The organism is Saccharopolyspora sp. NPDC000995 (genome assembly GCF_053599315.1).
In genome coordinates this window covers 1-22,752 of record NZ_JBSFLZ010000116.1, presented here as the reverse complement: position 1 = coordinate 22,752, position 22,752 = coordinate 1, and the positions used below count along the sequence as shown (strand labels likewise).

At 65.6% G+C, this 22,752-nt stretch carries 24 protein-coding genes; 9 read left to right on the top strand and 15 right to left on the bottom strand.

Features of this window, described 5'->3' with window-relative positions; genetic code table 11:
- Positions 1-1,064 precede the first annotated feature (1,064 nt).
- A complete protein-coding gene (locus ACWDKQ_RS28470; protein WP_450141850.1) occupies positions 1,065-1,721 on the top strand; it encodes a transposase family protein in 657 nt (218 codons plus the stop codon).
- Between the two features lie 20 nt (positions 1,722-1,741).
- Here the strand turns inward: ACWDKQ_RS28470 and ACWDKQ_RS28465 are convergent, their stop codons facing one another.
- From ACWDKQ_RS28465 to ACWDKQ_RS28425, 9 genes are all read right to left on the bottom strand, one after another.
- A complete protein-coding gene (locus tag ACWDKQ_RS28465) occupies positions 1,742-3,085 on the bottom strand; it encodes an MFS transporter (RefSeq protein WP_450141849.1) in 1,344 nt (447 codons plus the stop codon).
- Positions 3,086-3,282: 197 nt separating this feature from the next.
- Positions 3,283-5,721, bottom strand: a complete 2,439-nt coding sequence (locus tag ACWDKQ_RS28460) for a xanthine dehydrogenase family protein molybdopterin-binding subunit (RefSeq protein ID WP_450141847.1) — start codon at positions 5,719-5,721, stop codon at positions 3,283-3,285.
- Positions 5,714-6,190 carry a (2Fe-2S)-binding protein gene (locus tag ACWDKQ_RS28455; RefSeq protein ID WP_450141846.1) on the bottom strand — a complete coding sequence of 159 codons (477 nt, stop codon included), beginning with the start codon at positions 6,188-6,190 and terminating at the stop codon, positions 5,714-5,716. The genes ACWDKQ_RS28460 and ACWDKQ_RS28455 overlap by 8 nt, the downstream gene beginning before the upstream one ends.
- Positions 6,187-7,026, bottom strand: a complete 840-nt coding sequence (locus tag ACWDKQ_RS28450) for an FAD binding domain-containing protein (RefSeq protein ID WP_450141845.1) — start codon at positions 7,024-7,026, stop codon at positions 6,187-6,189. The genes ACWDKQ_RS28455 and ACWDKQ_RS28450 overlap by 4 nt, the downstream gene beginning before the upstream one ends.
- Positions 7,027-7,055: 29 nt before the next feature.
- Positions 7,056-8,510 carry an aldehyde dehydrogenase family protein gene (locus ACWDKQ_RS28445; protein ID WP_450141844.1) on the bottom strand — a complete coding sequence of 485 codons (1,455 nt, stop codon included), beginning with the start codon at positions 8,508-8,510 and terminating at the stop codon, positions 7,056-7,058.
- Positions 8,507-9,697: a diaminopropionate ammonia-lyase gene (locus ACWDKQ_RS28440; protein ID WP_450141843.1), complete on the bottom strand. Its 1,191-nt coding sequence runs from the start codon at positions 9,695-9,697 to the stop codon at positions 8,507-8,509. Before ACWDKQ_RS28440 ends, ACWDKQ_RS28445 begins: the two co-directional genes overlap by 4 nt.
- Positions 9,694-10,032, bottom strand: a complete 339-nt coding sequence (locus ACWDKQ_RS28435; protein ID WP_450141842.1) for a cupin domain-containing protein — start codon at positions 10,030-10,032, stop codon at positions 9,694-9,696. The genes ACWDKQ_RS28440 and ACWDKQ_RS28435 overlap by 4 nt, the downstream gene beginning before the upstream one ends.
- 40 nt (positions 10,033-10,072) lie before the next feature.
- Entirely contained in the window at positions 10,073-11,743 is a 1,671-nt protein-coding gene (locus tag ACWDKQ_RS28430) for a thiamine pyrophosphate-binding protein (RefSeq protein WP_450141841.1), read from the bottom strand.
- 47 nt (positions 11,744-11,790) lie between these two features.
- The gene (locus ACWDKQ_RS28425; protein ID WP_450141840.1) at positions 11,791-12,576 is read right to left on the bottom strand and encodes an SDR family oxidoreductase; all 786 of its coding nucleotides are present in this window, start codon (positions 12,574-12,576) and stop codon (positions 11,791-11,793) included.
- Between the two features lie 122 nt (positions 12,577-12,698).
- On the opposite strand from ACWDKQ_RS28425, the gene ACWDKQ_RS28420 reads away from it, so the two are divergent.
- A complete protein-coding gene (locus tag ACWDKQ_RS28420) occupies positions 12,699-13,355 on the top strand; it encodes a GntR family transcriptional regulator (RefSeq protein ID WP_450141839.1) in 657 nt (218 codons plus the stop codon).
- A gap of 82 nt (positions 13,356-13,437) precedes the next feature.
- Entirely contained in the window at positions 13,438-14,175 is a 738-nt protein-coding gene (locus ACWDKQ_RS28415; protein ID WP_450141838.1) for an SRPBCC family protein, read from the top strand.
- A gap of 14 nt (positions 14,176-14,189) precedes the next feature.
- Here ACWDKQ_RS28415 and ACWDKQ_RS28410 read toward each other — a convergent pair whose 3' ends face one another.
- From ACWDKQ_RS28410 to ACWDKQ_RS28390, 5 genes are all read right to left on the bottom strand, one after another.
- Positions 14,190-14,885 carry a GntR family transcriptional regulator gene (locus ACWDKQ_RS28410; protein ID WP_450141837.1) on the bottom strand — a complete coding sequence of 232 codons (696 nt, stop codon included), beginning with the start codon at positions 14,883-14,885 and terminating at the stop codon, positions 14,190-14,192.
- Between the two features lie 359 nt (positions 14,886-15,244).
- Positions 15,245-16,180, bottom strand: a complete 936-nt coding sequence (locus ACWDKQ_RS28405) for a 5-oxoprolinase subunit C family protein (protein ID WP_450141836.1) — start codon at positions 16,178-16,180, stop codon at positions 15,245-15,247.
- Complete coding sequence (locus ACWDKQ_RS28400; RefSeq protein WP_450141835.1) at positions 16,177-16,794, bottom strand: 5-oxoprolinase subunit B family protein; 618 nt, start codon at positions 16,792-16,794, stop codon at positions 16,177-16,179. The genes ACWDKQ_RS28405 and ACWDKQ_RS28400 overlap by 4 nt, the downstream gene beginning before the upstream one ends.
- Positions 16,795-16,803: 9 nt before the next feature.
- Positions 16,804-17,589: a LamB/YcsF family protein gene (locus ACWDKQ_RS28395; protein ID WP_450141834.1), complete on the bottom strand. Its 786-nt coding sequence runs from the start codon at positions 17,587-17,589 to the stop codon at positions 16,804-16,806.
- Positions 17,590-17,840: 251 nt separating this feature from the next.
- Positions 17,841-18,074, bottom strand: a complete 234-nt coding sequence (locus tag ACWDKQ_RS28390) for a hypothetical protein (protein WP_450141833.1) — start codon at positions 18,072-18,074, stop codon at positions 17,841-17,843.
- Positions 18,075-18,276: 202 nt separating this feature from the next.
- Here ACWDKQ_RS28390 and ACWDKQ_RS28385 point away from each other — a divergent pair, with 202 nt between their 5' ends.
- Positions 18,277-18,915: a hypothetical protein gene (locus ACWDKQ_RS28385; protein ID WP_450141832.1), complete on the top strand. Its 639-nt coding sequence runs from the start codon at positions 18,277-18,279 to the stop codon at positions 18,913-18,915.
- A gap of 6 nt (positions 18,916-18,921) precedes the next feature.
- Here the strand turns inward: ACWDKQ_RS28385 and ACWDKQ_RS28380 are convergent, their stop codons facing one another.
- Positions 18,922-19,143: a hypothetical protein gene (locus tag ACWDKQ_RS28380; protein WP_450141831.1), complete on the bottom strand. Its 222-nt coding sequence runs from the start codon at positions 19,141-19,143 to the stop codon at positions 18,922-18,924.
- Positions 19,144-19,472: 329 nt separating this feature from the next.
- Between ACWDKQ_RS28380 and ACWDKQ_RS28375 the strand changes: the two genes are divergently transcribed.
- The 5 genes from ACWDKQ_RS28375 (at position 19,473) to ACWDKQ_RS28355 (ending at position 22,664) form a co-directional block, all read left to right on the top strand.
- Positions 19,473-20,687, top strand: a complete 1,215-nt coding sequence (locus tag ACWDKQ_RS28375) for a GRAS family protein (RefSeq protein WP_450141830.1) — start codon at positions 19,473-19,475, stop codon at positions 20,685-20,687.
- A gap of 366 nt (positions 20,688-21,053) precedes the next feature.
- Positions 21,054-21,458, top strand: coding sequence for a transposase domain-containing protein (locus ACWDKQ_RS28370; protein ID WP_450141848.1), 405 nt, complete (start codon positions 21,054-21,056; stop codon positions 21,456-21,458).
- 56 nt (positions 21,459-21,514) lie between these two features.
- Positions 21,515-22,204, top strand: a complete 690-nt coding sequence (locus tag ACWDKQ_RS28365) for a hypothetical protein (protein WP_450141829.1) — start codon at positions 21,515-21,517, stop codon at positions 22,202-22,204.
- Positions 22,096-22,344 (top strand): tyrosine-type recombinase/integrase, encoded by a 249-nt coding sequence (locus ACWDKQ_RS28360; protein ID WP_450141828.1) that lies wholly within the window; start codon positions 22,096-22,098, stop codon positions 22,342-22,344. Before ACWDKQ_RS28365 ends, ACWDKQ_RS28360 begins: the two co-directional genes overlap by 109 nt.
- Complete coding sequence (locus tag ACWDKQ_RS28355; RefSeq protein WP_450141827.1) at positions 22,341-22,664, top strand: helix-turn-helix domain-containing protein; 324 nt, start codon at positions 22,341-22,343, stop codon at positions 22,662-22,664. The genes ACWDKQ_RS28360 and ACWDKQ_RS28355 overlap by 4 nt, the downstream gene beginning before the upstream one ends.
- The last annotated feature ends 88 nt before the right edge of the window (positions 22,665-22,752 follow it).

Here is a 22,752-nt window from a genome sequence, read left to right as displayed (position 1 = left end):
CAAACGCATGCAATACAAGCCCGACCTCATCGACGGATTCCTCGCCAGCACCGGCCTAGCCCCACCATGAACCCTGATAATTCAAGATCAGTAGCCTGATCGGCACTCACCGGACCCCTCCTTCCGAACACGACGCACAAACGAAGCAGCGGCCCTTCCCTCACCGGCGGTTATGTTGTCCGCACGGCTCGATCGGTATTATGACCGCCTCCGACTCCCTCCCGGCACCCGATCCACTTCCCGGCTCCACACCGGTTATAGGACGAGCTTGTCCACGCCACTCGCAGGACGCTTCGGCCGGGGAGGGCCTCCCCAGTTCCCGTCGCCACTATCTGAACGTTCCGCGCCCTCTTACGCCGAGGAGTCCCTCGCGGCTGCCCTTCCAGGATCTTCACCGCTTCCATGGCCTTCACCGTGAGCCGCACGGCTCGGCTCTCCCTCAATGTCTAACGACGCGGCAGGCTTCGCTATCTGCTACGGACCGCTCAGTTGCTTCCCCCAACGGGGCTTTCGACGCTGGGCTTCGACCCGACCCATTTCCAGACCAAGCCGCCAGCCTGCTGCCGGGCCTCCTTGTAGTTACCCGGACCGGACTCACACCGGCAAGCGACGACGAGCTTCCGATCAAGTCATGACCGCTGGACGATCACCTCCTGATCACTGGGCGCACCGGCTGGAGTATTAGTAAGTGGCATTGGTCGCAGAAAACGTCATCTGCGTCAAGGAACTCCAACGACAAAATGTACGGATGCGTCGCATTCGGCCTACTTCCAATGCCATATCCGCTCTGCACATGACACTCATTCCATAGCCAATACTTAGGCGCAGTCGACAGCAAGTCACAAAGTCCTACTACGAGCGTTATTCTGACGGCTTGATCACCTCAAAATAGAGCAACGGCCCCAGCCGGGTAAGATCGTTTTCCGACGAAAGAACACGACTTACAGGTGGGGCCGTTGCGTTACCCGTCTACTACGGGGCTTGCTGCTGACCAGATCGAGGAGCTTTTTTCCCGGATTCGGCAGATCATCCAGTGTCGTAAAGAAAACGTATAGCCTCCGACTATAGGGCTTTACTGCGCGGTCGTTCTCACCCTGGTATATGTCCGGCAGGACTTGAACCAGGCAGCCGTGGGCGATTTGTTCGGAGTAAGCCAGCCGACCCTATCGAGGGTCTACCGAGGCATACTACCGCTGATCGGAGTGGCGTTGTGTCTTCATGTTCCAGACCTCAAGGAAGCCCTTCGCGGCCAGCTCGTCCTAGTCGACGGTACTGATGTCCCAACCGGCAACCGTGCGGGCCACAAGGACAACTACTCCGGCAAGCGCCGCCGTGCAGGGCTCAACATCCAGGTCGCGGCAGATATGGATGCCGGCTTGTTGGGAATATCCGCGCCCATGCATGGCTCCATGCATGATCGCAAAGCGTTCACCGAGTGCGGCTGGGAAGATCTTCTCGCGGACACCCCGACTATTGCGGACCCCGCATACCAGGGAACTCATTTGATCACTCCACGCAAGAAACCCAAGGGCGGCGAACTCTCCGCAAGCGACAAAGAAAACAACAAGATCATCTCCTCAATACGATCCGCCGTCGAGCGATGCATCGCCCACGTAAAGAACTGGAAGATACTCTCCACCGGCTATCGAGGACGCCTCGCCGAACTCCCCACCATCATACGCATCATCACGGCACTCGAATTCTACCGACTCGGCTGGTAACGCTCGTGAATAAGGCTCTACTATTCCATACCGACTACTTCTGCGGATTTTTTGATTTCGTGCTCGCTGCTGTCACGATTGAGAGTCTCCCCGGCCACCAGTGTCCCGACAACGGCCAACGCTTGGATGCAGATGAGATATACACAGAAAATCCATGGATCGCCATTGGCCCAGTCGAGCATGAGCACGCCCAGGATCGGAGCTGTGGCGCCAGTGGCCAAGGTCGCCGACTGGTACCCCAAGTTCAGTCCAGCCAGTCGCAACTTCGTTGGGAACAACTCGCCAAAATATGCTGGCTGCACGCTATAGAGAAGCCCACCCTCGATTATCCCCATTATCACAGCCGCGGGCAGGATGACGGCCATGTTGCCGGTAGAATAAAGCCAGAACAGCGGGAAGGCCATAATCATCGCGGCGATCGCACCACCCATCAAGATAGGGCGACGCCCGATACGATCACCCATGGGCCCGATAGCCAGCACCGATATGGAAGCACTTCCCAGGAATGCCAGATTTGCGATTAGTGTTTCGTTGCTCTCCATGCCAATTTGCTTGGTCAAGAACGCAATGGAAAACGTGATGCAGGTGTAGAACAGCATTGTGTTACCACTGGCCATGGCGAAAACCGCGAAGATTTGCTTTCGGTGACTCTTAATCGAATCCCGAACCGGCGCTTTGGCAGTCTTCCCCTCAAGTCGCAACTGGACAAATGAAGGACTCTCTTCAATTTTCCGGCGCACGTAAATCGAGACCACGATGAGCACGACGCTGAACAAGAAAGGGAGACGCCATCCGCCAGCGAGGAGCTGCTCATGCGACATTGACAGCGTGACGACAGTCACCGACAAGGTGCCTAGCATCGGACCAAATACGCCACCGACCTGGGCCCAGCTTCCCACCTTGGCTCGTTGATGGCGAGGCGCGTGCTCGATCAACATGGTCGCTACACCACCCCACTCGCCCCCTAGAGAGAAACCCTGAATCAAGCGGAGGACCACTAGTAGAACAGGAGCTGCAACCCCGATGGACTGATATGTCGGAAGTAGGCCAATTAGTAGCGTGCTCACCCCCATGATCATCATAGTAACGAACAGCACGGTCCGACGCCCCACACGATCGCCGAGGTAACCGAAAAAAATACCGCCGATAGGCCGGGCAATAAAGCCAACGGCGAAGGTTGCGAGCGCAGCCAACAGCGAGACCAAAGGAGTCGCCGCTGGGAAGAATATCTTATCAAAAACCAAGACGGAGATCGTTCCAAAAGCGACGAAATCATACCATTCAATGGTGGTGCCTGTGAAACCGGCGATAATCACCCGAAGGAGACTCTTCTTCGTCTCAGCTGTTGCAGATTGAGGCGCCATTGCCACTCCGCTTCCTTCAATGTGCGGCCTTGTCGACCACAGGCGAGTAATGCGTTTTCTTCTACGTATCGAATTGTTGCCCTGAAGCAGCTAATATATACATTTTCATTTCGCAGAGGCTTGAATCAGATTTTTGACAACCTGCGTCGAATACCGCTGGCCCGATCTGACCTCGCAGGCGAGCAGTGCGACAGCGATCATGGCTGCCAGAACGAGGACAGTTCGGGGATGGTGCTCCAGCGCTGCCACCACCCGTCCGGCGTGGCGCCATCGAGCAGTTCGGCGACCCGCTCCATCCGCAGCGGCGTCTGCCAGACCGGCAGCTTGAGCGCGTCGGCGACGGCATTGGCGATCGCGGCCATGGGGCCGATCGCTCCGGCCTCACCCATCCCCTTCATCCCGTGCTCTGTCCACGGCGACGGCGTGCTCAGGTGGGTGACCTCGATGGCCGGCACATCGGTCGCCGTCGGCATCAGGTAGTCCATGAAGGTGCTGGTCAACGGCTGCCCGTCCGAGCTGTACACCACTTCCTCCAGCAGTGCGGAGCCGATCCCCTGGGCCACCCCGCCGTGTACCTGGCCGTCCACCACCATAGGGTTGATCATCGTGCCGCAATCCTCGGCGACCACATACCGCCGGATCCAGACCTTGCCGGTGCGCCGGTCCACCTCGACCTGCGCACCGTGGCAGGCATTGGAGAACGTCCCGCGCGGCGGACCATCCAGATACACGGTGGCTTCCAGGCCCGGTTCGATGCCCGGCGGCAGGTCGTGAATTTCGCGGATCGCGGTGTAAGCGATCTTGCCGATCGGCAGACTGGTGGCCGGGTTGCCCACGACCCGCACCACGCCATCGACGAGTTCCAAGTCTGCGGCGTCGCATTCGAGCAGGTGAGCGGCGATGGCGAGGACCTTCTCCCGGACGATCCGGGCCGCGCGTCCGGCGGAGGCCCCTCCCAGCGCCGCACCCCGGCTGCCCCAGGTACCCATCGCGTACGGACTGTTCGCGGTGTCGCCGTGCACCACCCGAACCTGCTCCAGTGGCACCCCGAGCTCGGTGGCCGTGACCTGCGCCAGCGTCGTCTCCAAGCCCTGCCCGTGCGACTGCATGCCAGTGAACACCAGCACGCTGCCGTCGGTACCGACCCTGAGGGTGGTGGACTGGTAGCCGGATTCGATCGGCGTCTCACGCAGCTTGAAGTCGAGCGCCCCGTGCGCGGTCTGCTCGTTGTACAGCGCGAACCCGCGCCCGATCGCGAGGTCGCCGTCTGAACCGTCCTGACCGGCTTCGCCCGCCGGCAGCGCGGCGGCCACCAGCTCCAGAGACTCGGAATAGGAGCCGGGGTCGTACACCAATCCGGTCGCGGTGGTGTACGGGAACTCGGTGATCACGTTGCGGCGGCGCACGTCGACCGGATCCAGGCCGAGTTCGCCGGCGATCTCGTCCATCATCCGTTCCATGGTGAACACCGCCGAGGGGCGCCCGACGCCCCGGTAGGTTCCCAGCGGCGCCTTGTTGGTGGCCACCGCGATGTCCTCGACCTCGTAGTCCTGGAAGTCGTAGGGACCGGGGAAGACCTTGCCGACCATTCCGGAGTCACTGCCGGCCGTCCACGGGTACACCGAGTACGCACCGGCATCGACGATGGCCTGCAGCCGCATCCCGTGCACCCGGCCGGAGTCGTCAACGTGGGCCTCGACCAGGTGCACGTGGTCGCGCGCGTGAATGCTGGCCAACAGGTGCTCACTGCGGTCTTCCACCCACTTCACCGCCCGCCCGAAGCGCAGGGCCAGCCAGCACACCAGCACCTCGTCGGGGAACACATGCCCCTTGACCCCGAAGCCACCGCCGACATCGGGGGCGACCACCCGTACAGCGCTTTCCGACAGGCCCAGCCGCTGCGCCACCACCGTGCGCACCATGTGCGGCATCTGGGTGGACGACCACAGCGTCACCCCGGCACCGCTCGCGTCGGGAACGGCCAGGCAGCCCCGGTTCTCCAGCGGTACACCCGCCTGCCGGTTGTTGCGGAATACCCGGCGCACCACCAGGCTCGACCGCGACCGCGCCGCGTCCAGATCGCCGAACGTACGCCGTCGTTTGACGAACAGATTGTTCGACCAGCCCTCGTGCATCGGTCCGGTCCGGCCCTCCAGCGCCTCGGCCAGATCCAGCACCGGAGGCAGCTCGTCGATATCTGTCTCCACCAGTTCGGCGGCGTCCTCGACGACGTAGGGATCGGGATGCAGCACGGCCGCGACCGGCTCACCGACGAAACGGACCCTGTCAATGGCCAGTGGCGGTTGCGCCGAGCATTGCCACGACTCGACGGGGACGTCCGCCGCCACCGCGAGGTCGCCGACCTCGACGCCGGTCACCAGGATCGTGCCCTCTGGCGTGGGTTCCCAGTCGCTCAGCCGGACGCCGGTCAGCCGACCGTGCGCGATGTGGCTGCGGACGAACCTCAGATGCAGCATGCCTGACACGACCAGGTCGTCCAGGTAGCGGCCGGTCCCGGTGGTGTACCGGATGTCTTCCAGCCGGCGTACCCGGGCCCCGATGAGGCCGCGCGGCCCCTGCTCCACGACCGCGTCGGTCGGTGCCTCAGCTGTCGCGGTCATCGTACGATCAAGCACTTCGCTCCTCCTCCAACCTGCACTGCGCGCGCCGGGCCGCACGCACGATGTTCACGTACCCGGTGCACCGGCAGATGTTGCCGGAGAGCTCCTCCCGCAGCTCGTCGTCGCTGAGCTCCGCCGACCGCGTCGCCAACTCACTGACTGTCACCACGAAACCCGGCGTGCAGAATCCACATTGAAGCCCGTGTTCCTCGGCGAAGGCCGCCTGCACCGGGTGCGGCTTCTCGGGTGTGCCCAGCCCCTCCACCGTGGTCACCTCGTGGCCCTCCGCCATCGCGGCGAGCATCAGACAGGACCGTGCCGGTTCGCCGTCGATGAGCACCGTGCACGCACCGCACACTCCGTGCTCACATCCGAGGTGCACCCCGTAGAGGCCGAGTTCCTGACGAAGCACGTCAGCGAGAAGGCGCCGGGGCTCGACGTCGACCTCGCGCATGCTGCCATTCACCGACAGGCTGATCTTCATGTTGTTCCTCGACTCCGCTCCAGGGCCTGCCCACCGGCCCGCGCGACCATCTCCGTCACCAGGCGCCGCCGGTACGCATCGTCGGGCAGGCGCCGCGTAGCGGCGGCCTGGGCCACCTCCCGCAACGCCGACGCGTCCAGACCCGGATCGACCAGCGCCTCTTCCAGCTCAGCCAGCCGGGCCGGGGAGCCGGGCACCCCGCTGACCGCGACTCGGGGCCGGCCATCGGTCCCGTCCAGCACCACCGCGGCGGCGGCGCTGGCGAAATCACCGGAACGCTCGGCGATCTCGGCGAATCCCCAACCGGAACCGCTGATCGCCGGCCAGCGCACGCCGACCACCAGCTCCTCGGGTTCCTTGGCGGACATGAACGGGCCCTGGAAGAACTCCGCGGCCGGCACCGCGCGGCTAGTCTCAGCCGAGCGCAACAACACCTGGGCGTCACAGGCCAGTGCGACCAGCGCCAGCTCGGCCGACGGGTCCGCGTGGGCGATGCTGCCGCCGACCGTGCCGCGGTTGCGGATCGCGGCGTGCCCGATGAACCGAGCTGCCTCGCTGAGCAAGGGATTCGCTCGTCGCAGCGGGCCGTCGTCGCACAGGGTGCGGTGCCGGACCAGGGCCCCGGTCGTCACCGTGTCGCCGTCGATGTCCACGCCGGCCAGTAGCAGGTCGTTGATGTCCACCAGCATCGCGGGACGCGCCATCCGGAGGTTGAGCAATGGGATGAGGCTCTGCCCACCGGCGACGGATTTGGCCTCGTCGCCGTGCTCCCGAAGAAGCTCCAAGGCTGCCTCGATGTCCGTTGCCCGCTCGTAGGCGAAGGGCGGTGGCTTCACCGGTACCGCCTCGCAATGACCCGTCGCATCTAGTACCCCACGCAGACGTTCTTCACCTGCAGGTAGGCCGCCATCGCCTCGATGCCCTTCTCCCGGCCGAAACCGGAACGCTTGTGCCCACCGAAGGGGAACTCCACATCCAGGCCGACTCCGAAGGAGTTGATCCAGACCTGGCCCGCCCGCAATTGCTCGGCGCATTTCATGGCGGTGTCGATACCGGTCGTGAACACGCCTGCGACCAGGCCGAAGTCGCTGTCGTTGGCCATCCGCACGGCGTCTGCGGTGGATTCGAACGGGATTACCGAGAACAGTGGGCCGAACACCTCTTCCTGGGCGATGCGCGCGTCGTTGCCGATCCCGGTAACCAGCCGCGGCTGCACGAAGTAGCCCTCGCGCAGTGCCTCGTCCGCCGGTGTCTGAGCACCGACCAGCACGGTGCCCTCCGACTCGGCGACCTCGACGTAACGCTCGATGTCGTCGCGCTGCGCCCGGCTGACGACAGGGCCGAGGTCCGGATCGTCCAAGCCGTGCCCCAGCTTCATGTTCTGGATCCGCTCGTGCAGCCGCGACACCACCTCATCGTGTATCGAGGCGTGCACCAGCAACCGGGTACCGGCGTTGCACACCTGCCCGGCGTTGGTGTACATCCCGGCCATCAGCACCGGAATCGTGCGGTCCAGGTCGGCGTCGGCGAAAACGAGCTGGGGGCTCTTGCCACCCAGCTCCATCGTCGTCGGGATTGTGTGGGTCGCGGCCGCCTGCATCACCTTGATCCCGGCCGGCACCGAGCCGGTGAAGGTGAGCTGGTCCACGTCGCGGTGCCGGGCCAGCCGGTCACCCACCGCGGAGCCGGGGCCGGTGACGACGTTCAGCACCCCGGCGGGCAGACCGGCAGCCTCGGCGACGTCCGCCAGGATATCCAGCGCACCCGGCGTCTCCATGCTCGGCTTGGCCACCACACTGCATCCCGCCGCCAGTGCCGGGGCGATCCCGCGCACGGCCACCTGAAGCGGGTAGTTCCACGGGACTATGTGGACACTTACGCCGATCGGTTCCCGCATCGTCCAGTCCATCCAGCCCGGACCCAACGGCACCTGCGTGCCCTGCAGCTTGTCGCAGTAGCCGCCGTAGAACTCGAAAAACCTGACCGAGCAGTCGACCTCCCAGTAGGCGTCCCGCAACGGCTTCCCACTGTCTACAGTGAGCAGTCGGGCCAGTTCGTCGCGGCGGCGGGAGAGCCCGTCGGCGATGCCGAGCATGACCCGGCCTCGCTCGTAGGGGCGCAGGTTGCGCCAACTACCCGCCTCGAAGCTACGCCGGGCGGCGGCCACCGCCGCGTCGGCCTCCTCGACGCCGGCCACCGCGAACGTCGCACTGGGCCGACCGGTGGCGGGATCGTACGACTCGGCGGTGCCGCCAGACCCCTCGGCGATCCGCTCACCGTCGATGATCAGCGGGAAATGGGGCAGGGTCGTCGCTGTCATTTTTGGCCACCTTCCTGCCGCACGGCAAAGGGCACGATTCGCGAGTAGGCATCCGGGTCGGTGGCACCCTCAGTCGAAATGATCAGCGCGGAGGTGTCCAGGCCGAGGTCCAACTCGTCGCCACAGGCCTTGGCCTGCCCGACACACATCTCGCGCAGGCCGGCCAACCCGGCCGCCCCGGTCTCCCCTGAGACCACGCCGGCCCTGGCCAGGGCACGCATCGCTTCCCGGGCGGACTCGTCCTCAACCGCCACGAAGGCGTCGACGCCCCCGGAGACCTCCGCCCAGGCCACCATGGAGGGAGTGTCACAGTTGAGACCCACCATGATCGAATCGTGCGGACCGGGGATACTCACCATCTCGCTGGCTTTGATCGACTCCAGGTTGCAGGCGGCGGCAAGCGGTTCGACCACAACCATCCGGACCGCGCGGCCCTGCTCGCTACCGCGGTAGTGCCGCACCGCGGCGGCCGCCAACGCACCGACCCCGACCTGGATCAAGACCAGGCTCGGCGGTTCGGCACCGACCGCGGCGAGCTGTTCGTCCACCTCGTCGAAGATCGTGGAGTAGCCCTCGATCACCGCCTGGGGCACGTCCTGGTAGCCGGGCCACGAGGTGTCGGAGACGATCAGGCACTCCGCCGACGCCTCCTGCGCCGAACGCGCCACCGCGTCTCCGTAACCGCCGTCGACGACCTCCACCGTGGCGTCCTCGCCGGCGATGGCGTCGATACGCGCCTGGGCTGTACCGGTCGGCACGAAGATCGAGCAGTCCAACCCGAGCAGCCGGGCGATGTAGGCGACCGCCCGACCGTGATTGCCGTCGGTGGCCGCGGCCAGCCTGCGCACCGGGGTCCGGCTACCGACCAGCTTGGCCAGATCGTCCATATCGGACCAGTCGTTGTCGTCGAAGCCGCCGATGTTCCGCAGGGTGCGGTAGGCGGCCCAGGAGGCACCCAGAATCTTGAAAGACGGCAGGCCGAGCCGGTCGGACTCGTCCTTGACCCACACCTCGCCCAGTCCGAGCTCACGTGCGGTCGACTCCGCCCGCACCAACGGGCTAACGGCATAACCGGGAATCCGGCGGTGGAAGGAACGGGTCGCCTCAACCGGTTGGCCGGTGAACCCACGCGCGTCCCGCACCTGCCAGCTCACCCTCGTGGGAGCCGCCACCACCCGGGGCGTCACGGCTGCTTCACCGTGATCACGACGGACACCGACTCGATGTCGCTGTGATTGTGCGTGGCGTGCTGCTCGAACGGCTGGAACAGCACCGCCTCCCCCTCGCGCAAGGTGAACTGCTCGGGGCCGGTGTCGAAAGTGAGTTCGCCCTTCATCAGCAGGAAAAGCTGTGATTCTTCTGTGTGGTGGTGACTCTCACCGCCACCTCCAGGCGGGCAGTACGACAACTGCGCCACGAAATTGCCTCCGACATCCATCGGCACAGCGTCGCTGACCGCCAAGCCGCCGTAATGGCCCGCAGGCTCCACACGCGGAGCCTGCTCAACCCTGAAGATGTGCATGACGTGGTCCTTCCTGCGTAATGATGTGAGCCAGTGAGCGCTAGCGTGAGATGTGCCGCATGTACGGGCTTTCCACGGCACGGATCGGCACGTGCAGCAGCCCCGGCCTGCCGGAACCAATGAGCTCACGCACCGCGACGCGGATCTCTTCTGCGGTGCTGGCCCGGCGGGCCTGCGCACCCAGGCCGGTCGCGACCGCAGTCCATTCCCGCGCAGGCAGGTCGAGTTCGACGGTCCTGCCGTACTGCCGAGCCTGCGGCAATGCGATCGCCGCCCACTGCTGGTCGTCAGCGACCACGATGAGGACCGGCGCGTCGTAGCGGGCGGCAGTGTCGAGTTCGGCGACCGCGTAACCGATGCCGCCGTCGCCGACGAACACGATCGTCGGCGCCTGGTTGATCAGCGCGGCGGCAACACCGTAGGGCACTTCGGCGCCCAGCGTTCCGCTCTGCCCCGACCGCAGGTAGCTGCCGGCGCCATCGATCATCAATGTCTCGTCGGCCCAGAAGTCGATGTTGCCGTGCGAGGTGACGAAGGTGGTCCCGTCCGGCGCGGCACTTGCCACCGCCTCGATCAACGTCACGGGGTGCAATCCGGGACCGGCAACGGCGTTCTCAGCAGTGCGGGCTCGGTGGGCCGTCCATTCGGTGTGCAGGCCCCGCACCCACTCGGCATCGGGCGCCACCGCAGCCGTACGTTCGCTCCTGGCCGCCACCGCTGCGAGAAATCCACCGGCGGCGGCCGCGACCGGGATGTCGACGCGACCGTTTCGCCCCAGCCGCTCGGTGTTGGGGTCGACCTGGATGACCGTCGCCGCGGCACCCACTCCAGCACCGAACTCGAGGTCGAACTCCCAGTCATGGCCTAGCAGCAGCACCACCTCGGCCTCGCGCAAGGCCCTCGCAAGCACCGGGTTGCACGGTAGGTAGCCAGGGCCGATACAACGCGAGTCGGCGTCCGGAAGCAGCCCACGGGCCAGCCGCAGCGGCGCGAACGCCGCACGCGAGCGGGACAGTAACTGTTCCACTGCGGCCCGGTCCGCGGTGTGAAAGCAGTCGTCGCCGACCAAGACCAGGTTCCGTGCCGAAGTGTCCAGCGCCTGCAGCGCGGCGTCGAGCTCCGGCACCGACGGCACGGGAGCCGGCTGGATCGACCCAGCCGCCGCGTGTTGGCGGATCAACCGGTCGGCATCGGATCGGTCGATCTCCGCGTCCAGCACGTCCACACCGATTTCCAGGTACACCGGTCCCGCTGTGGGCGCGTGCATCTGGCGCCACGCTTGGGCGATATACTCAGGGATTCGCTCAGGCTGCCGGACTGCGACTGCCCACCGGGTCACGGACCGCATCGTGGCCAGAGTGTCGGTAGCCATACCGGCGCCCTTGTCGGCGACCGCACTCGCAGCCTGCCCACCGACGACAAGCATCGGCACCCCTGCCCGCAACGCGGACACACAGGGGGTCACCGTGTTGGTGACACCCGGACCGAGCGTCACCACCGCGACGCCCGCCTGGTGCCTACTGCGGTAGCTGGCCTCTGCCATGAACGCGGCAGCCGCCTCGTGCCTCGTATGGTGCAGTTGAGGCATGCCCGCCGCACAAGCGTCGTAGACCGCGTTGATCGGCCCGCCGGACACCGAGAAGATCCGATCGATCCCCCGTTCCCGCAACGCCTCCACCAGCAGCTGCCCACCGGTCACCATGTCTGCCATGCCATCCTCGTTTCTTGAACCGAACGCCAGCGCGTTCCGGGCGCCGGTCAGTACGCGTGTGCCTTGCCACCGTCCACAGGCAACACCGCGCCGGTGGTGTAACCGCAGGCGTCGGAGACCAGTAGGGCAACCAGGTTCGCCAGATCCGCGGCCTGCCCCATCCGACGCAGCGGCACCTCGTCGACCCAGCGCTGCATCGCCTCGGCCTCGTCAATGCCGAACCGCTGTGCGGTTTGCCGGGCCAGTTCATCCATCCGCTCGGTCGCCAGGGGCCCAGGCGCCACGGTGTTGACCAGGATGTTGTCGGCGGCGACCTCGAGTGACAGCGTCTTGGCGTAGCCCATCAACGCCAGCCGGGTAGCGTTGGAGAGCACCATCTCCGGTTGCACCGTCCGCACGCCGATGGTGCCGATGTAGACGATGCGTCCGCCACCACCGGCCCGCATCGCAGGCAGCACCGCCTGGGTCAGCCGGGTGGGCACCACGCAGTTCATCTCGAAGGCCTGCCGCCATACCTCGTCGGTCAGCTCCTCGCAGCGCATCGACGGCGGACCCGGGGTGCTTACCACCAGCGCGTCGATCCGGCCCCAGGTATTGAGGGCCATTTCCGCCAGCCGTGCCGGAGAGTCCGGATCGCCGATGTCACAGGCCATCGCTCGCGCGGTACCGCCGGCGTCCTCGATCTCCGCCACGAGCTTGTCCAGCGTGGCCTGATCCCGAGCCGCCAGCAGCACCCGCATGCCTTCCGCCGCAAGAGTTTGCGCAGAGGCTCGACCGAGACCTCGACTCGCCGCGGTGATGACGGCGACTTTGCCCTGTAGACCGAGTTCCACGCGTACTCCAAGTGCGTCAGTACGATATGTTACCTGGATCTTAGGAGGAGATTACCTGACTGACAAGGGCTTGCCGCGATCGGCGACGCCCTCCACAGCAAGCGGAAAGAGATGGTCCCACGATGCGTTCCAACAGCGATCCAAGCTCGCACAGGACCGCACTCCCGACCGTGCAGACGCTGACCGCGCGGATCCTGGAGGACATCCGCAGTGGGCGGCTGCCAACGTCCTCCGCATTCCACCCCGGTGAACTGGCACGCCGTCACGATGCATCGCTCACCGCGGTGCGCGTGGCCCTGCTTGCCCTCGGACACGAAGGAATCGTGGTGTCGGCGCCCCGCAAGGGATACGTGCTGCCTGCGGTCGAGCCTCGCGAAGTGCTCGACCTGTTCGTACTGCGCAGGGCGCTCGAGGGCGCCGCAGCCGTGGAGGCCGCCGCCCGGCTCAACGGGGGCGCAATCAGTGGCCTGCTGGCCGACGGGCGGGCCGACGATCCGCTCTGTCTCAACGGGATACATCTGCGACTGGTCCGGTCCTGCAGCTCCGCCCGCCTGGTGACGCTGTTGGACGCCACCAGCCGGGCCGCTAGCCGACTGGAGGGCGCAGGACTGGCCGATCCGCAACCGCGCCAGACAGCCGTCGAGCACCGACTGATCCTGCAAGCGGTGTTGCGCGGCGACGCGACGGCCGCGGGCCACCACATGCAGGAACACATTGACCAAGTGCGCATTCGTGCCACCCAGCACTGGCTCAACGGCGGATCGCGGCGAGCACCCTGATCTGACCAGCTTGCACCTGGTGAAATTCATTTAATATGTTAATGGTCGGCACCCTCGTTTCTCTGACCTCAGGAAGGTTCCCATGCAACTCGAACACGAGTTCGTCGTACCGGTCAACCGCACTCAGGCCTGGGCGGCGCTCCTAGACGTGCGCCAGGTGGCACTGTGCATGCCGGGCGCCACGCTGCTGGATGTCGACGGTGACCGCTTCACCGGCCTTGTCAAGGTGAAGGTCGGACCGATCACGGTCAACTATCGAGGCAGAGCCGAGTTCATCGAGCGGGACGAGTCGGTCTTCCGCGCGGTGCTGAAGGCTAACGGGCGCGAGGAGCGTGGCGCGGGGACCGCCGCGGCAACGGTTACCGCAACGCTGTCCGAACTCGACAGCCAGAGCACGAAAGTGAAGGTGCTGACGGATCTGGACATCACCGGTAAACCAGCTCAATTCGGCCGCGGCGTGATCGCCGAGGTCGGCGGCGCGATCGTTGGCCAGTTCGCCGACCGGTTGTCCAAGCGGATTCAGGCCGGGCATTCCAGCCCCACGGCGGCGCCGGAAGAGACCCCGGAGCAACCGGCTACCACCGAGAAGTCCACCACCTCTGACGCCACCCCTACCGAGGCGGCGACCACTGCCTCGGTCACCTCCGCCGACGACGAGGCGGTGCTAGATCTCGGTGTGGCAGCCTGGCGCCCGGTCCTGCAGCGCATCGCACCGGCCGTCCTGAGTCTGCTCGCCGGATTGTTGCTCGGCAGGCTGAGCAAACGGCGCAGCCAGCACGCGATCACCATCGTGGTGCCGCGGTCTGGAACCGGCTGCTGATCCGGCGATCCGCGTCAGCGCTCGTCGAGCCAGCTCTCGAGAGCGCGGACGCGGATCGCGTCGATGTGCTGTTCCATCAGTAGGCGGGCCTTGCCAGCATCGCCCTCGGCGAGCGCGTCCACTATAGCGGTGTGCTCCTTGTGGATCAGATCGGGACGAGGGTTACCGATCCCAGCGTACTGAATCCGGCGCACGTCGTTGTAGACGTCCTCGAACACCGACAACAGACGCCGGCTCCCGGAGGCGGCGACGATCGCGCCGTGGAAATCGTGTGCGTAATCGTCGTACTCCAAGCTCATCTTCTCCACCTGCGCTGGACTCGCCTGGCGTAGATGTGCCAGCGTCTCGGCGGAAATCCGAGTGGCCGCGAGTTCTGTCGCCGCCCCTTCAACGATCGTGCGGACGAGATAGACGTCACGCACATCGCCGGGTTCAATGCCCTTGACCAGATAACCCTTGTACGCGATCGCGGCGACCAGGCCCTGCCGCTCGAGCAACCCGAGCGCCTCCCGTACCGGCGTACGGGAGACCCCGTAACGCTCGGCCAGCTCGGTGAGCTGCAACATCGTGCCCGGCTGCATCCGTAGCTGGATGATGTCCTCGAGGATCAATCTGCGGACGTGCTCGACGAGCGACTCGCCACGGCTGCTGCGAGTCTTGCGCCCGTCAAGCTTGGCCGGCGAGCCCTGCGGCTTCCTGGCCGTTCCCATGTTAACTCCCCAGGGTATTGTTCAGCCGATAACACGACTAACATACCGCAGCTCGGCATAGCGGACAGGCCCCGCCCACCATGTCCGCCGACGGTCTGCTGAGCTCCTCAGTTGCCCCGCTCCAGTCCAGTCGGTCAGGCGACGGTTCGACTGCCACCGCCACTCGTGGCGAGGTCGCCGCGAACGACGCCCCCGCCACGACGAACGACACGAAGTAGCTCAGGTCGGAGCACATCGTTGAACGCGACCGAATCCGGCGAGCCGGTCCAGTGCGCAGATCTGGCGAACCAACAAGCTGCCCAGGATCACCTGCCGACCTATCTCCACATTGGATTAAGCGGCCAATGATCTTCCTCCCCTTAACAATCCCCAAGAGGATTCGTCGCTGCGTCAGCCCGGCGCCCAAGACCGCCCACAGCGAGTCGGAAGCGCAACCGCTGTCCCGGTCGCGCTTGGGCCGCATGATCCACATCCGCCGATCTCACCACGGCTATCACCGGATAGCCTCCAGTCACCGGGTGGTCGGCCAGAAACAACGTAGGCCGACCGTCGGGCGGTGCCTGGATGGCGCCGAGCACAGTACCCTCACTCGGCAACTCGTCCTGACGGCGACGCGGTAGGAGCGGCCCGGACAGTCGCATACCGATCCGATTGCTGTCCGCGGTCACCTCGAACGCCTCGGTCAGAAGGATCTCCAGGGCTCGGTCCTCGAACCAATCCTGCCGGGGTCCAAGCGTGACGGTCAGCATCAGTTCACCGTCGGCCAGTTGCGGCACCGGCGCCATATCGACCGTTGGGAATTCCTTTGGTGCGCGCCCGACCGGCAGCAGCATGCCGGAGCGCAGCGGTGGCGGGCCGATCCCAGCCAGCACGTCAGTGGCCCGAGAGCCCAACACCGGTTCCACGTTCAGGCCACCGCGCACGGCGAGGTAACTACGCAAGCCCCGCTCCGCGATACCCAGCCGCAACACCGCACCAGAACGTAGTCGCAACACCGAGTTCATCGCCTCGCTCCGACCGTCCACAGTGATCGGACAAGGAGCGCCGGTCAGGGCAACAGTGAGTTGGCTGTGTGCACGCACGGCCAGTCGTCCGAGCGTGATCTCGATCCCAGCCGCCTGCTCAGAGTTGCCGACCAACCGGTTCGCCAACCGGAACGATCGCCTGTCAGCAGCGCCGGAAGTTCCGACCCCGATTCCGGCCAGCCCAGGCCGGCCAAGATCCTGCACCGTCGCAAGCGGACCCGGTTTGAGCACTTCCAATCGACCGACCCCACGCTCCTGCGTAACGGTCATTGCACGCCTGCGTTCTCGAAACGCACGCGGACACCCGGCCGCAGCAGTGCCGGCGGGTCCCGGTCGATCCGCCAGAGCTCCAGGTCGGTCCTACCGAGCAGGCGCCACCCACCGGGAGATTCACGCGGATAGACCCCGGTGAAGGGGCCGGCCAGCGCCACCGAACCAGCCGGCACGCGTGTTCTCGATTCGCGCTTGCGTGGTACGTGTAACCGGTGGTCGCCCCCTGTGAGGTAACCGAACCCAGGAGCGAACCCTCCGAAAGCCACCGTCCACTCCGATCCAGTATGCGCTTCGACGACCTCAGACACCTTCAGATCGGTGAGTTCGGCGATATTTGCCAGGTCCGCTCCGTCGTAAACCACAGGTATCGTGAGGAGGCCGCGGTCGCGACGTGATCCGGTCACGGGTTTCGCCGTCCGCACCGCTTCTTCGACCGCAGCCATGTCGGCGCTGTCCGGGTCCAACCGCAGCAGCAGGGTCCTGGCGGCCGGCACCAGGTCGGTCACTCCTTCTGGCGGAGCATCCACCAACGCCGCGTGCAGCGCCAGTACGGCATCAAGATCGTCAAGTTCGACGAGCAACCCCGAATCAGCACATCGCAGGACACGCACCTCTGTACCTCACGACAATGGAATCAGGTCAGCACCGGCAGTGATCAGCGCCTCACGCGTGGCCCGCGCGATCTCCACAGCGCCCTTGGTGTCGGAATGCACCAACAGCGCCTTCGCCTCCACTGGAACGGTTTCTCCGTCGATCGAGGTGAGTTCGCCATCGAACGCCATCCGCACCGCGCGCTCGGCCGCCACCTGCGGGTCGGTGACCATCGCCTCCGGGTGGGTGCGCGGGACCAGCAGACCCTCAGAGGTGTATGCCCGGTCGACAAAAGCCTCGGCAACAGTGGTAATGCCAGCCTGCTCCGCGAGCTTCCAGGTGGCTGTGCCAACCTGGCAGAGCAGTGGCAGCTCCGGATTGAACAACCGCGTAGCCTCAACGATGGCCGCCGCGTGTTCGATATCTTTGGCCGCGACGTTGTAGAGCGCGCCGTGGGCTCGGATGTACGACACCGTCGTACCCGCCGCGCGAGTGAACGCTTGTAGTGCACCCATCTGGTACAGCAGATCGTTGACCAGCGTCTCTCGCTCGACCGCAACATAGCGTCGGCCGAACCCGGCAAAGTCGCGATAGCTGACCTGTGCCCCCACGGCCACGCCGTTACGGGCAGCAATGGCACAGGTCTTCCGCATGATATTCGGGTCGCCGGCATGGAAGCCGCACGCCACATTGGCGCTGGTCACAATACCGAGCAAGCTCTCGTCATCGGCGATCTCCCATAGCCCGAAGCCTTCGCCGATGTCAGTGGTGAGGGACACTGCAGTAGCAGCGGCGGCGTTGTTCCCAGCAGTCATCTGTCCAGACCCTCTCGTCGTCAACCAGGCCCGCACCAAGTGGCGCCGTTCAATATACGTTTAACATGTTACTCGAGTGCGACTGTACGAGACCAGAGGTTGGTCGTCAACGAGATGTCAGGTACACCACGCGATCGTCCCTCAGCACCCTGTACCGCTCGAAAAGTCGTCGCTCCTGGTCAGGAGGCCAAATGGGCCGTTGAGATCATAGTCGAGTGATCGTGTCATTTTTGTACCAACAGACCCGACGACTACTGTCCGTCCCCGCAGTGTTGCTGCACCGTGACACCACCAAGGACGCCGAACTGCTCGTGCTCCGGCACGAGAACTCCGTCCTTCGCCGCCAGATCACCGGGCAGGTCCGGTACGAGCCGGCGGACCGCTTTTGGTTCGCAGCGCTTCGCCGCGGTAGCCCGACATAGTAGAGCGAGCCACCCGAAGGTCCGCGTAGCGAGCAGGTAGATCATCTGTACGAGCACAAGCACGGATCATGCCCGACCACGGACAACGTCTAGGTCAGCAGCACTGAAGGATTTCTGAAGCGCTACGGCGATGCTGAAGTCAGGCTTGGCGAACCTGCCCATTCGGCGTTGCCGATTGCCGGCAGGCCGGCTGCAGCACGAAGTCGTATTCCACGACGAGGAACGGCACGTCACTGTGTCCGCTGCCGGGTGTCGGACCTGGATCGTGCTCCACGAACGGCACCACCAGTTCCTTTTTCGTCCCGAACACGACGTCACTGTCGAGGTACTCCGCGCCCTGCCGAAACAGGTGCGTGATCAGCGGCTCGTCAGTCTTGTCGAGGGCACCGCGTTCACCAAGCCCGTCGACCCGATCCTCGGCCAGGCCATCGACGCCTGGCAGGCCTCCCGCCCACCGCAGCCGCAGTTCACCGACCGGCGCACCGGCGAGCTGGTGGACCTGCTGTTCGCGTTCCGCGCCCGCCGGATCTCCACCGCCTACATCAACAACACGGTCATCCCGATGCTCTGCCGCAAGGCTGGCGTCCCCGCCGCGGACGTCCGCGCCCAAGCTGTTGCCGAGTTGTCCGAGGGCCGCAGGATGGCGACACTCGTCGCGTTCACCGCAACCATGGGCCCGGTCGCCGCCGACGAGGCGATCGAGGTGTTCGACCTGCTGATGGGCGACCTCGTGCGTACCTCCGGGCACCGGGCCGAGCGTGACCGGCTGCGCACCATCAAGGAACTCGACACCGCCGCGATCGCGCTGCGGCCCAATACGCCCCTGGTGATCACACACAGCTATCCCCACCGCGAACTGGCGACACAGTTGAATACGCGGCCCTACCAGTATGACCTGCACTGATTCTGATCAGTGCGTGGTCATGCGGGCGGCGAGTTCCTCCGCGCTGGGTGCCCAGGTGCCGCGTTGGGCGTCGATCTCGTCCGGCCGTCGGTGGGTGCCTTCCTTGGACAGCTTGAGGTACCGCTGAAGCGTGCGGCGGTCCTCGTGGCCGGAGAGGTTCATCAGGTCGGCCTCTGTGGCTCCGTCCTCACCGGCATGGGTGAGCCGGGAATGGCGTAGGTCGTGCAAGTCCCAGGCGCTGCTCGCGGGCCGAGGTGTCGTTCGGCGGTGCGGTAGGTCATGCGGAACCGCCGGCTGCCCTTGTCGAACTCTCGCGAGGGTGCTGTGCCGGTGCCGGGCGTCGTAGCGGCGCATCTGGCAGTGGTCGAGTTGGCCTCGAAAACCGACGGATGAGTGTCTCGGCGCAGTCACGATGTTCCTCAGTTGCCCAGCTGTGCATTCTCCGGTGTCCTAACGGGCACTCCACGTGACCTCGCTCCCGAACTTGTACGAAAGTCGGTGACCAAGTGGGATCACCTGGTGTGCCCAGGTGGTCGAAGTTCCCTAAGGAGACGACTGTGGCCAGCGCAGCACACCATCTCATCGGCGGCAGCACCACTGCGACGGAGGTCACGGCACCCCCGCCCCGGACAGGCGCGGAGCCCCTGTCGCGGACAGGCGCGGAGCCCCTGTCGCGGACAGGCATGGAGAAGTTCGCCCTGCTGTGCGACGCCGTCGCCCACATCCACGCCGGCCGCCCCGCGCAGGCCCGTCCCGCGCTGGAGACCTTGCGGAAGCTGATCGGGCCCGAGGTACGGCCGCAGGACGCGGCGTACGAGCTCTACCGTGCCGCACTGGTCAACCGTGTCGAGGAGCACGGCAGCCCCTCGGAGACCAACCTGTACACACAGGCCTACGACCAGCCGCAGATCGATCTGTACTACCTGCTCACCACCTACCTGCCGTTCATGGACACGAGCCGGGTCGTCAACGAGCTGCTCGCCGGGCAGGTGGGCGCCGCGGACGACTTCGCCCTGATGTCGGTCGGCATTGGGCACGGCCGCCAGGAGAGCGCGCTGCTGCACGGTCTCGCGGCCCGAAACCCGGGATTGCGTCACTGCACGGTCATCGGTGTCGACCCCGACCGGGAAAGCCTGGCCACAGCCGAGCGCACCCTGCGGCAGGCCACGGCCGAGCACGGTGTCGATCTGGACTTCCTCCCCGTGGCGAAGGTGGCTGAGGAACTTGACGATGACGACTGGATGAGCCTGTCCCGTATTGACGTCCCGTTGGTGGTCAACGCCTCTTTGGCGCTCCACCACATGCAGGACCCGAGTCCCGGTCACGACGCCCGGGACGAGTTCTTCCAGCGGTTACGCATGCTGGTCCCGTGCGGGGTGGTGCTGAACGAGTTCGACACCGACCACCATGAGGTGTCCTTCCCGCAGCGGTTCTTCAACTCATGGCGGTTCTTCGGCACCATCCTTCGCGCCATTGAGGCCGCGCCTGCCACCCGGCAGGAGAAGGACCACATGAAGACGTTCTTCGCCCGCGAGATCATGAACGTCGTCGGCTCGCGCACCGACGCACAGCGTTTCGAGCGGCACGAGGTGGCCGCTACCTGGATCAACCGGCTGCGCCGCTGCGGCTTCGAGCCTTACGGTGACGCCCCGGGGCTTTCGGTACCGTCGCTCCCCGCGGACTTCACGGTTCGCGTCCTGCCCGAGCAGGTCCGGCTCGGTTATCGCGACGCCACGGTCTGCTCAGTCATCGGCGCGCGTCCTGCCGGATGAGGCATCCCCGGGGGCCTGCGCGGTTGACCGCACCTGCCGAGCACCTGTCTGTGCTCTCCGCGGTTGCTTATCCATACGTCAAGTGGCACTCGCGGCCTTCGGACAACCGAACGCGCGGCCTTGCTTGGTGAACACGCAGGAGGCGACGAACAGCGGGATGTCGGCTTCGGGTTCCGGCCGGGCCGTGCCGTTGCCGGCACTCCTTATGGCTGGGTGAGATCCGGGATGCAGGAGCGGCTGGAAGCGCGCACGGCTGTACAAGTGTCGGCGGTCAGCCAATTCCCCACCCGGAACGTCACGTAATGGGCCAGGGGGACGCTGACGCCGCAACCGTCGAGGACCTGGGGACGATGACCGTGCGTCGAGATCCCCAGGGCGCCGGAGGTTCCTGGGCCGCCCGATAGCCAGACCGTCGTTCAGGAGGGACGCCATCCGGTCCTGACGGAGACCGGTCGGCTCCAGCAACGACTGCGCCTGCTGCCATTCCTCTGCGGCGTGTATTTTGTGCTCGCCTTGAGTTTGTTCCCGCACCTGGCGATGGCACTGGTGTGGGAGAAGCTGGTCCACTCATGGGGCACTCGGACTACGCGCCCTACTGCGGCGACGCTGCGGCATCTGCGGGCCCGGCCGGGGCCGACGCCGTTTCGCGCCTTGCTCGAGGTCCTGGCGGTTCCGCTCCTCGGTCGGCACGCCGGGCGTGGGCTATCGCGGGCTACGCACGGTGGCCTTCGACGGCTGCCACTCACTGCACATGCCGGACACCACCGATAACCGCGCCTGGCTGGGACGCGTCCGCGGACGCCTATTTCGGCACGGTGCTTCGCCCGGTGCCGATCCCCACGAGACTCGCTCGGGCGCAGGCGCTCAAGATCTACTTTGAGTTCCTGGAGCTGCGGCACAAAATCGAGATCCACAACCTGACAGGCCGGGTCGTCGAGTGCCCGATCGACGAGATCAACCGGCCCCGGGGCCAGCAGAAGGCCAAGTTGCGTATCCCGCCAGCCGCCGAGCAGATCGCGCGGTTGTTCGCCGGGTGGCGCGAGGAGCTGGCGACCTGCCGCAAGTTCGGCCCCGTGGCTCGCAACTACGCCGCCGCACGGCTGATGACCGAGGTGGGGCTGCGGGTCAACGAGACTCGCCACCTGGATCTGGCCGACATCAAGTGGGATCTAGGGCGGTTCGGCAAACTCCATGTCCGGCATGGCAAAGGCGCCCGCGGCTCCGGGCCCCGCGAGCGCATGGTCCCGTTGATCAACGGTGCCGACCGGACGCTGCGATGGTTCGTGGAGGACGTGTGGTGCCATCTCGGCGACGACCCGACACGGCTGGGCGCGCCGCTGTTCTGCTCGGAGCGCCGCAACTCCGATGGCACCGCTGCCCGGGTGGGCAGTGAGGCGTTGCGGCAAGCTTGGCCGAGGCCGCGGCCAAGCACCTACCGGAGTGGCCGGACAGCCTCACTCCGCATGTCCTGCGCCATTTCTGTGCGAGCCAGTTGTATCTGGGCGGGATGGATCTGATCGCCATTCAGCAGGCACTCGGTCACGCCTGGGTTGCCACAACTATGAATTATGTTCATGTTCATCGCACGCATGTCGAGGACGCATGGCTCGCCGGCCACGAGCGCGCCGCCCAGCGGCTGAAAGGACTGAGGACATGAGGTGGAACCTGCGGCTGGCCGCCGCCAACCGCGGCATCTGGAAGGCCAGTGAGCTGCAACACCAGCTCGCCGGGCACGGCCTGGTGATCAGCGCCGGGAAGATGTCCGGGCTGTGGTCGGGCAACCCGGCCAGCGTCAAGCTCGACGACCTGGACGTCATCTGCGCCGTGCTGGGCTGCGGGATCGACGAGGTGCTGATTGCCGAGCCCGGCAAGGTGAAGCGACCGGACCAGGCCACCGAGCCGAAGGTCGCGACCGGCACCAGCGGCGTGGTCGTGACCCCCAAACGCCGTGACGGCCGGTCACTTCCACCCGTGTGAGCAAGCGAAAGCCAGCGCGATGGCCGAGAACGAACCCGGCTGGCGAAGGCACCGGTATCCGGGTCGAATACCTCGGCAACAAGAAGAA

Bases quoted from the DNA above. Each gene is read 5' to 3' on its own strand.
- ACWDKQ_RS28415 (WP_450141838.1), top strand. From the start codon at position 13,438: ATGCAACTCGAACACGAGTTCGTCGTACCGGTCAACCGCACTCAGGCC.
- ACWDKQ_RS28395 (WP_450141834.1), bottom strand. From the start codon at position 17,589: ATGACTGCTGGGAACAACGCCGCCGCTGCTACTGCAGTGTCCCTCACC.
- ACWDKQ_RS28405 (WP_450141836.1), bottom strand. From the start codon at position 16,180: ATGACCGTTACGCAGGAGCGTGGGGTCGGTCGATTGGAAGTGCTCAAA.
- ACWDKQ_RS28420 (WP_450141839.1), top strand. From the start codon at position 12,699: ATGCGTTCCAACAGCGATCCAAGCTCGCACAGGACCGCACTCCCGACC.
- ACWDKQ_RS28430 (WP_450141841.1), bottom strand. From the start codon at position 11,743: ATGGCAGACATGGTGACCGGTGGGCAGCTGCTGGTGGAGGCGTTGCGG.
- ACWDKQ_RS28435 (WP_450141842.1), bottom strand. From the start codon at position 10,032: ATGCACATCTTCAGGGTTGAGCAGGCTCCGCGTGTGGAGCCTGCGGGC.
- ACWDKQ_RS28355 (WP_450141827.1), top strand. From the start codon at position 22,341: ATGAGGTGGAACCTGCGGCTGGCCGCCGCCAACCGCGGCATCTGGAAG.
- ACWDKQ_RS28445 (WP_450141844.1), bottom strand. From the start codon at position 8,510: ATGACAGCGACGACCCTGCCCCATTTCCCGCTGATCATCGACGGTGAG.
- ACWDKQ_RS28465 (WP_450141849.1), bottom strand. From the start codon at position 3,085: ATGGCGCCTCAATCTGCAACAGCTGAGACGAAGAAGAGTCTCCTTCGG.
- ACWDKQ_RS28455 (WP_450141846.1), bottom strand. From the start codon at position 6,190: ATGAAGATCAGCCTGTCGGTGAATGGCAGCATGCGCGAGGTCGACGTC.
- ACWDKQ_RS28410 (WP_450141837.1), bottom strand. From the start codon at position 14,885: ATGGGAACGGCCAGGAAGCCGCAGGGCTCGCCGGCCAAGCTTGACGGG.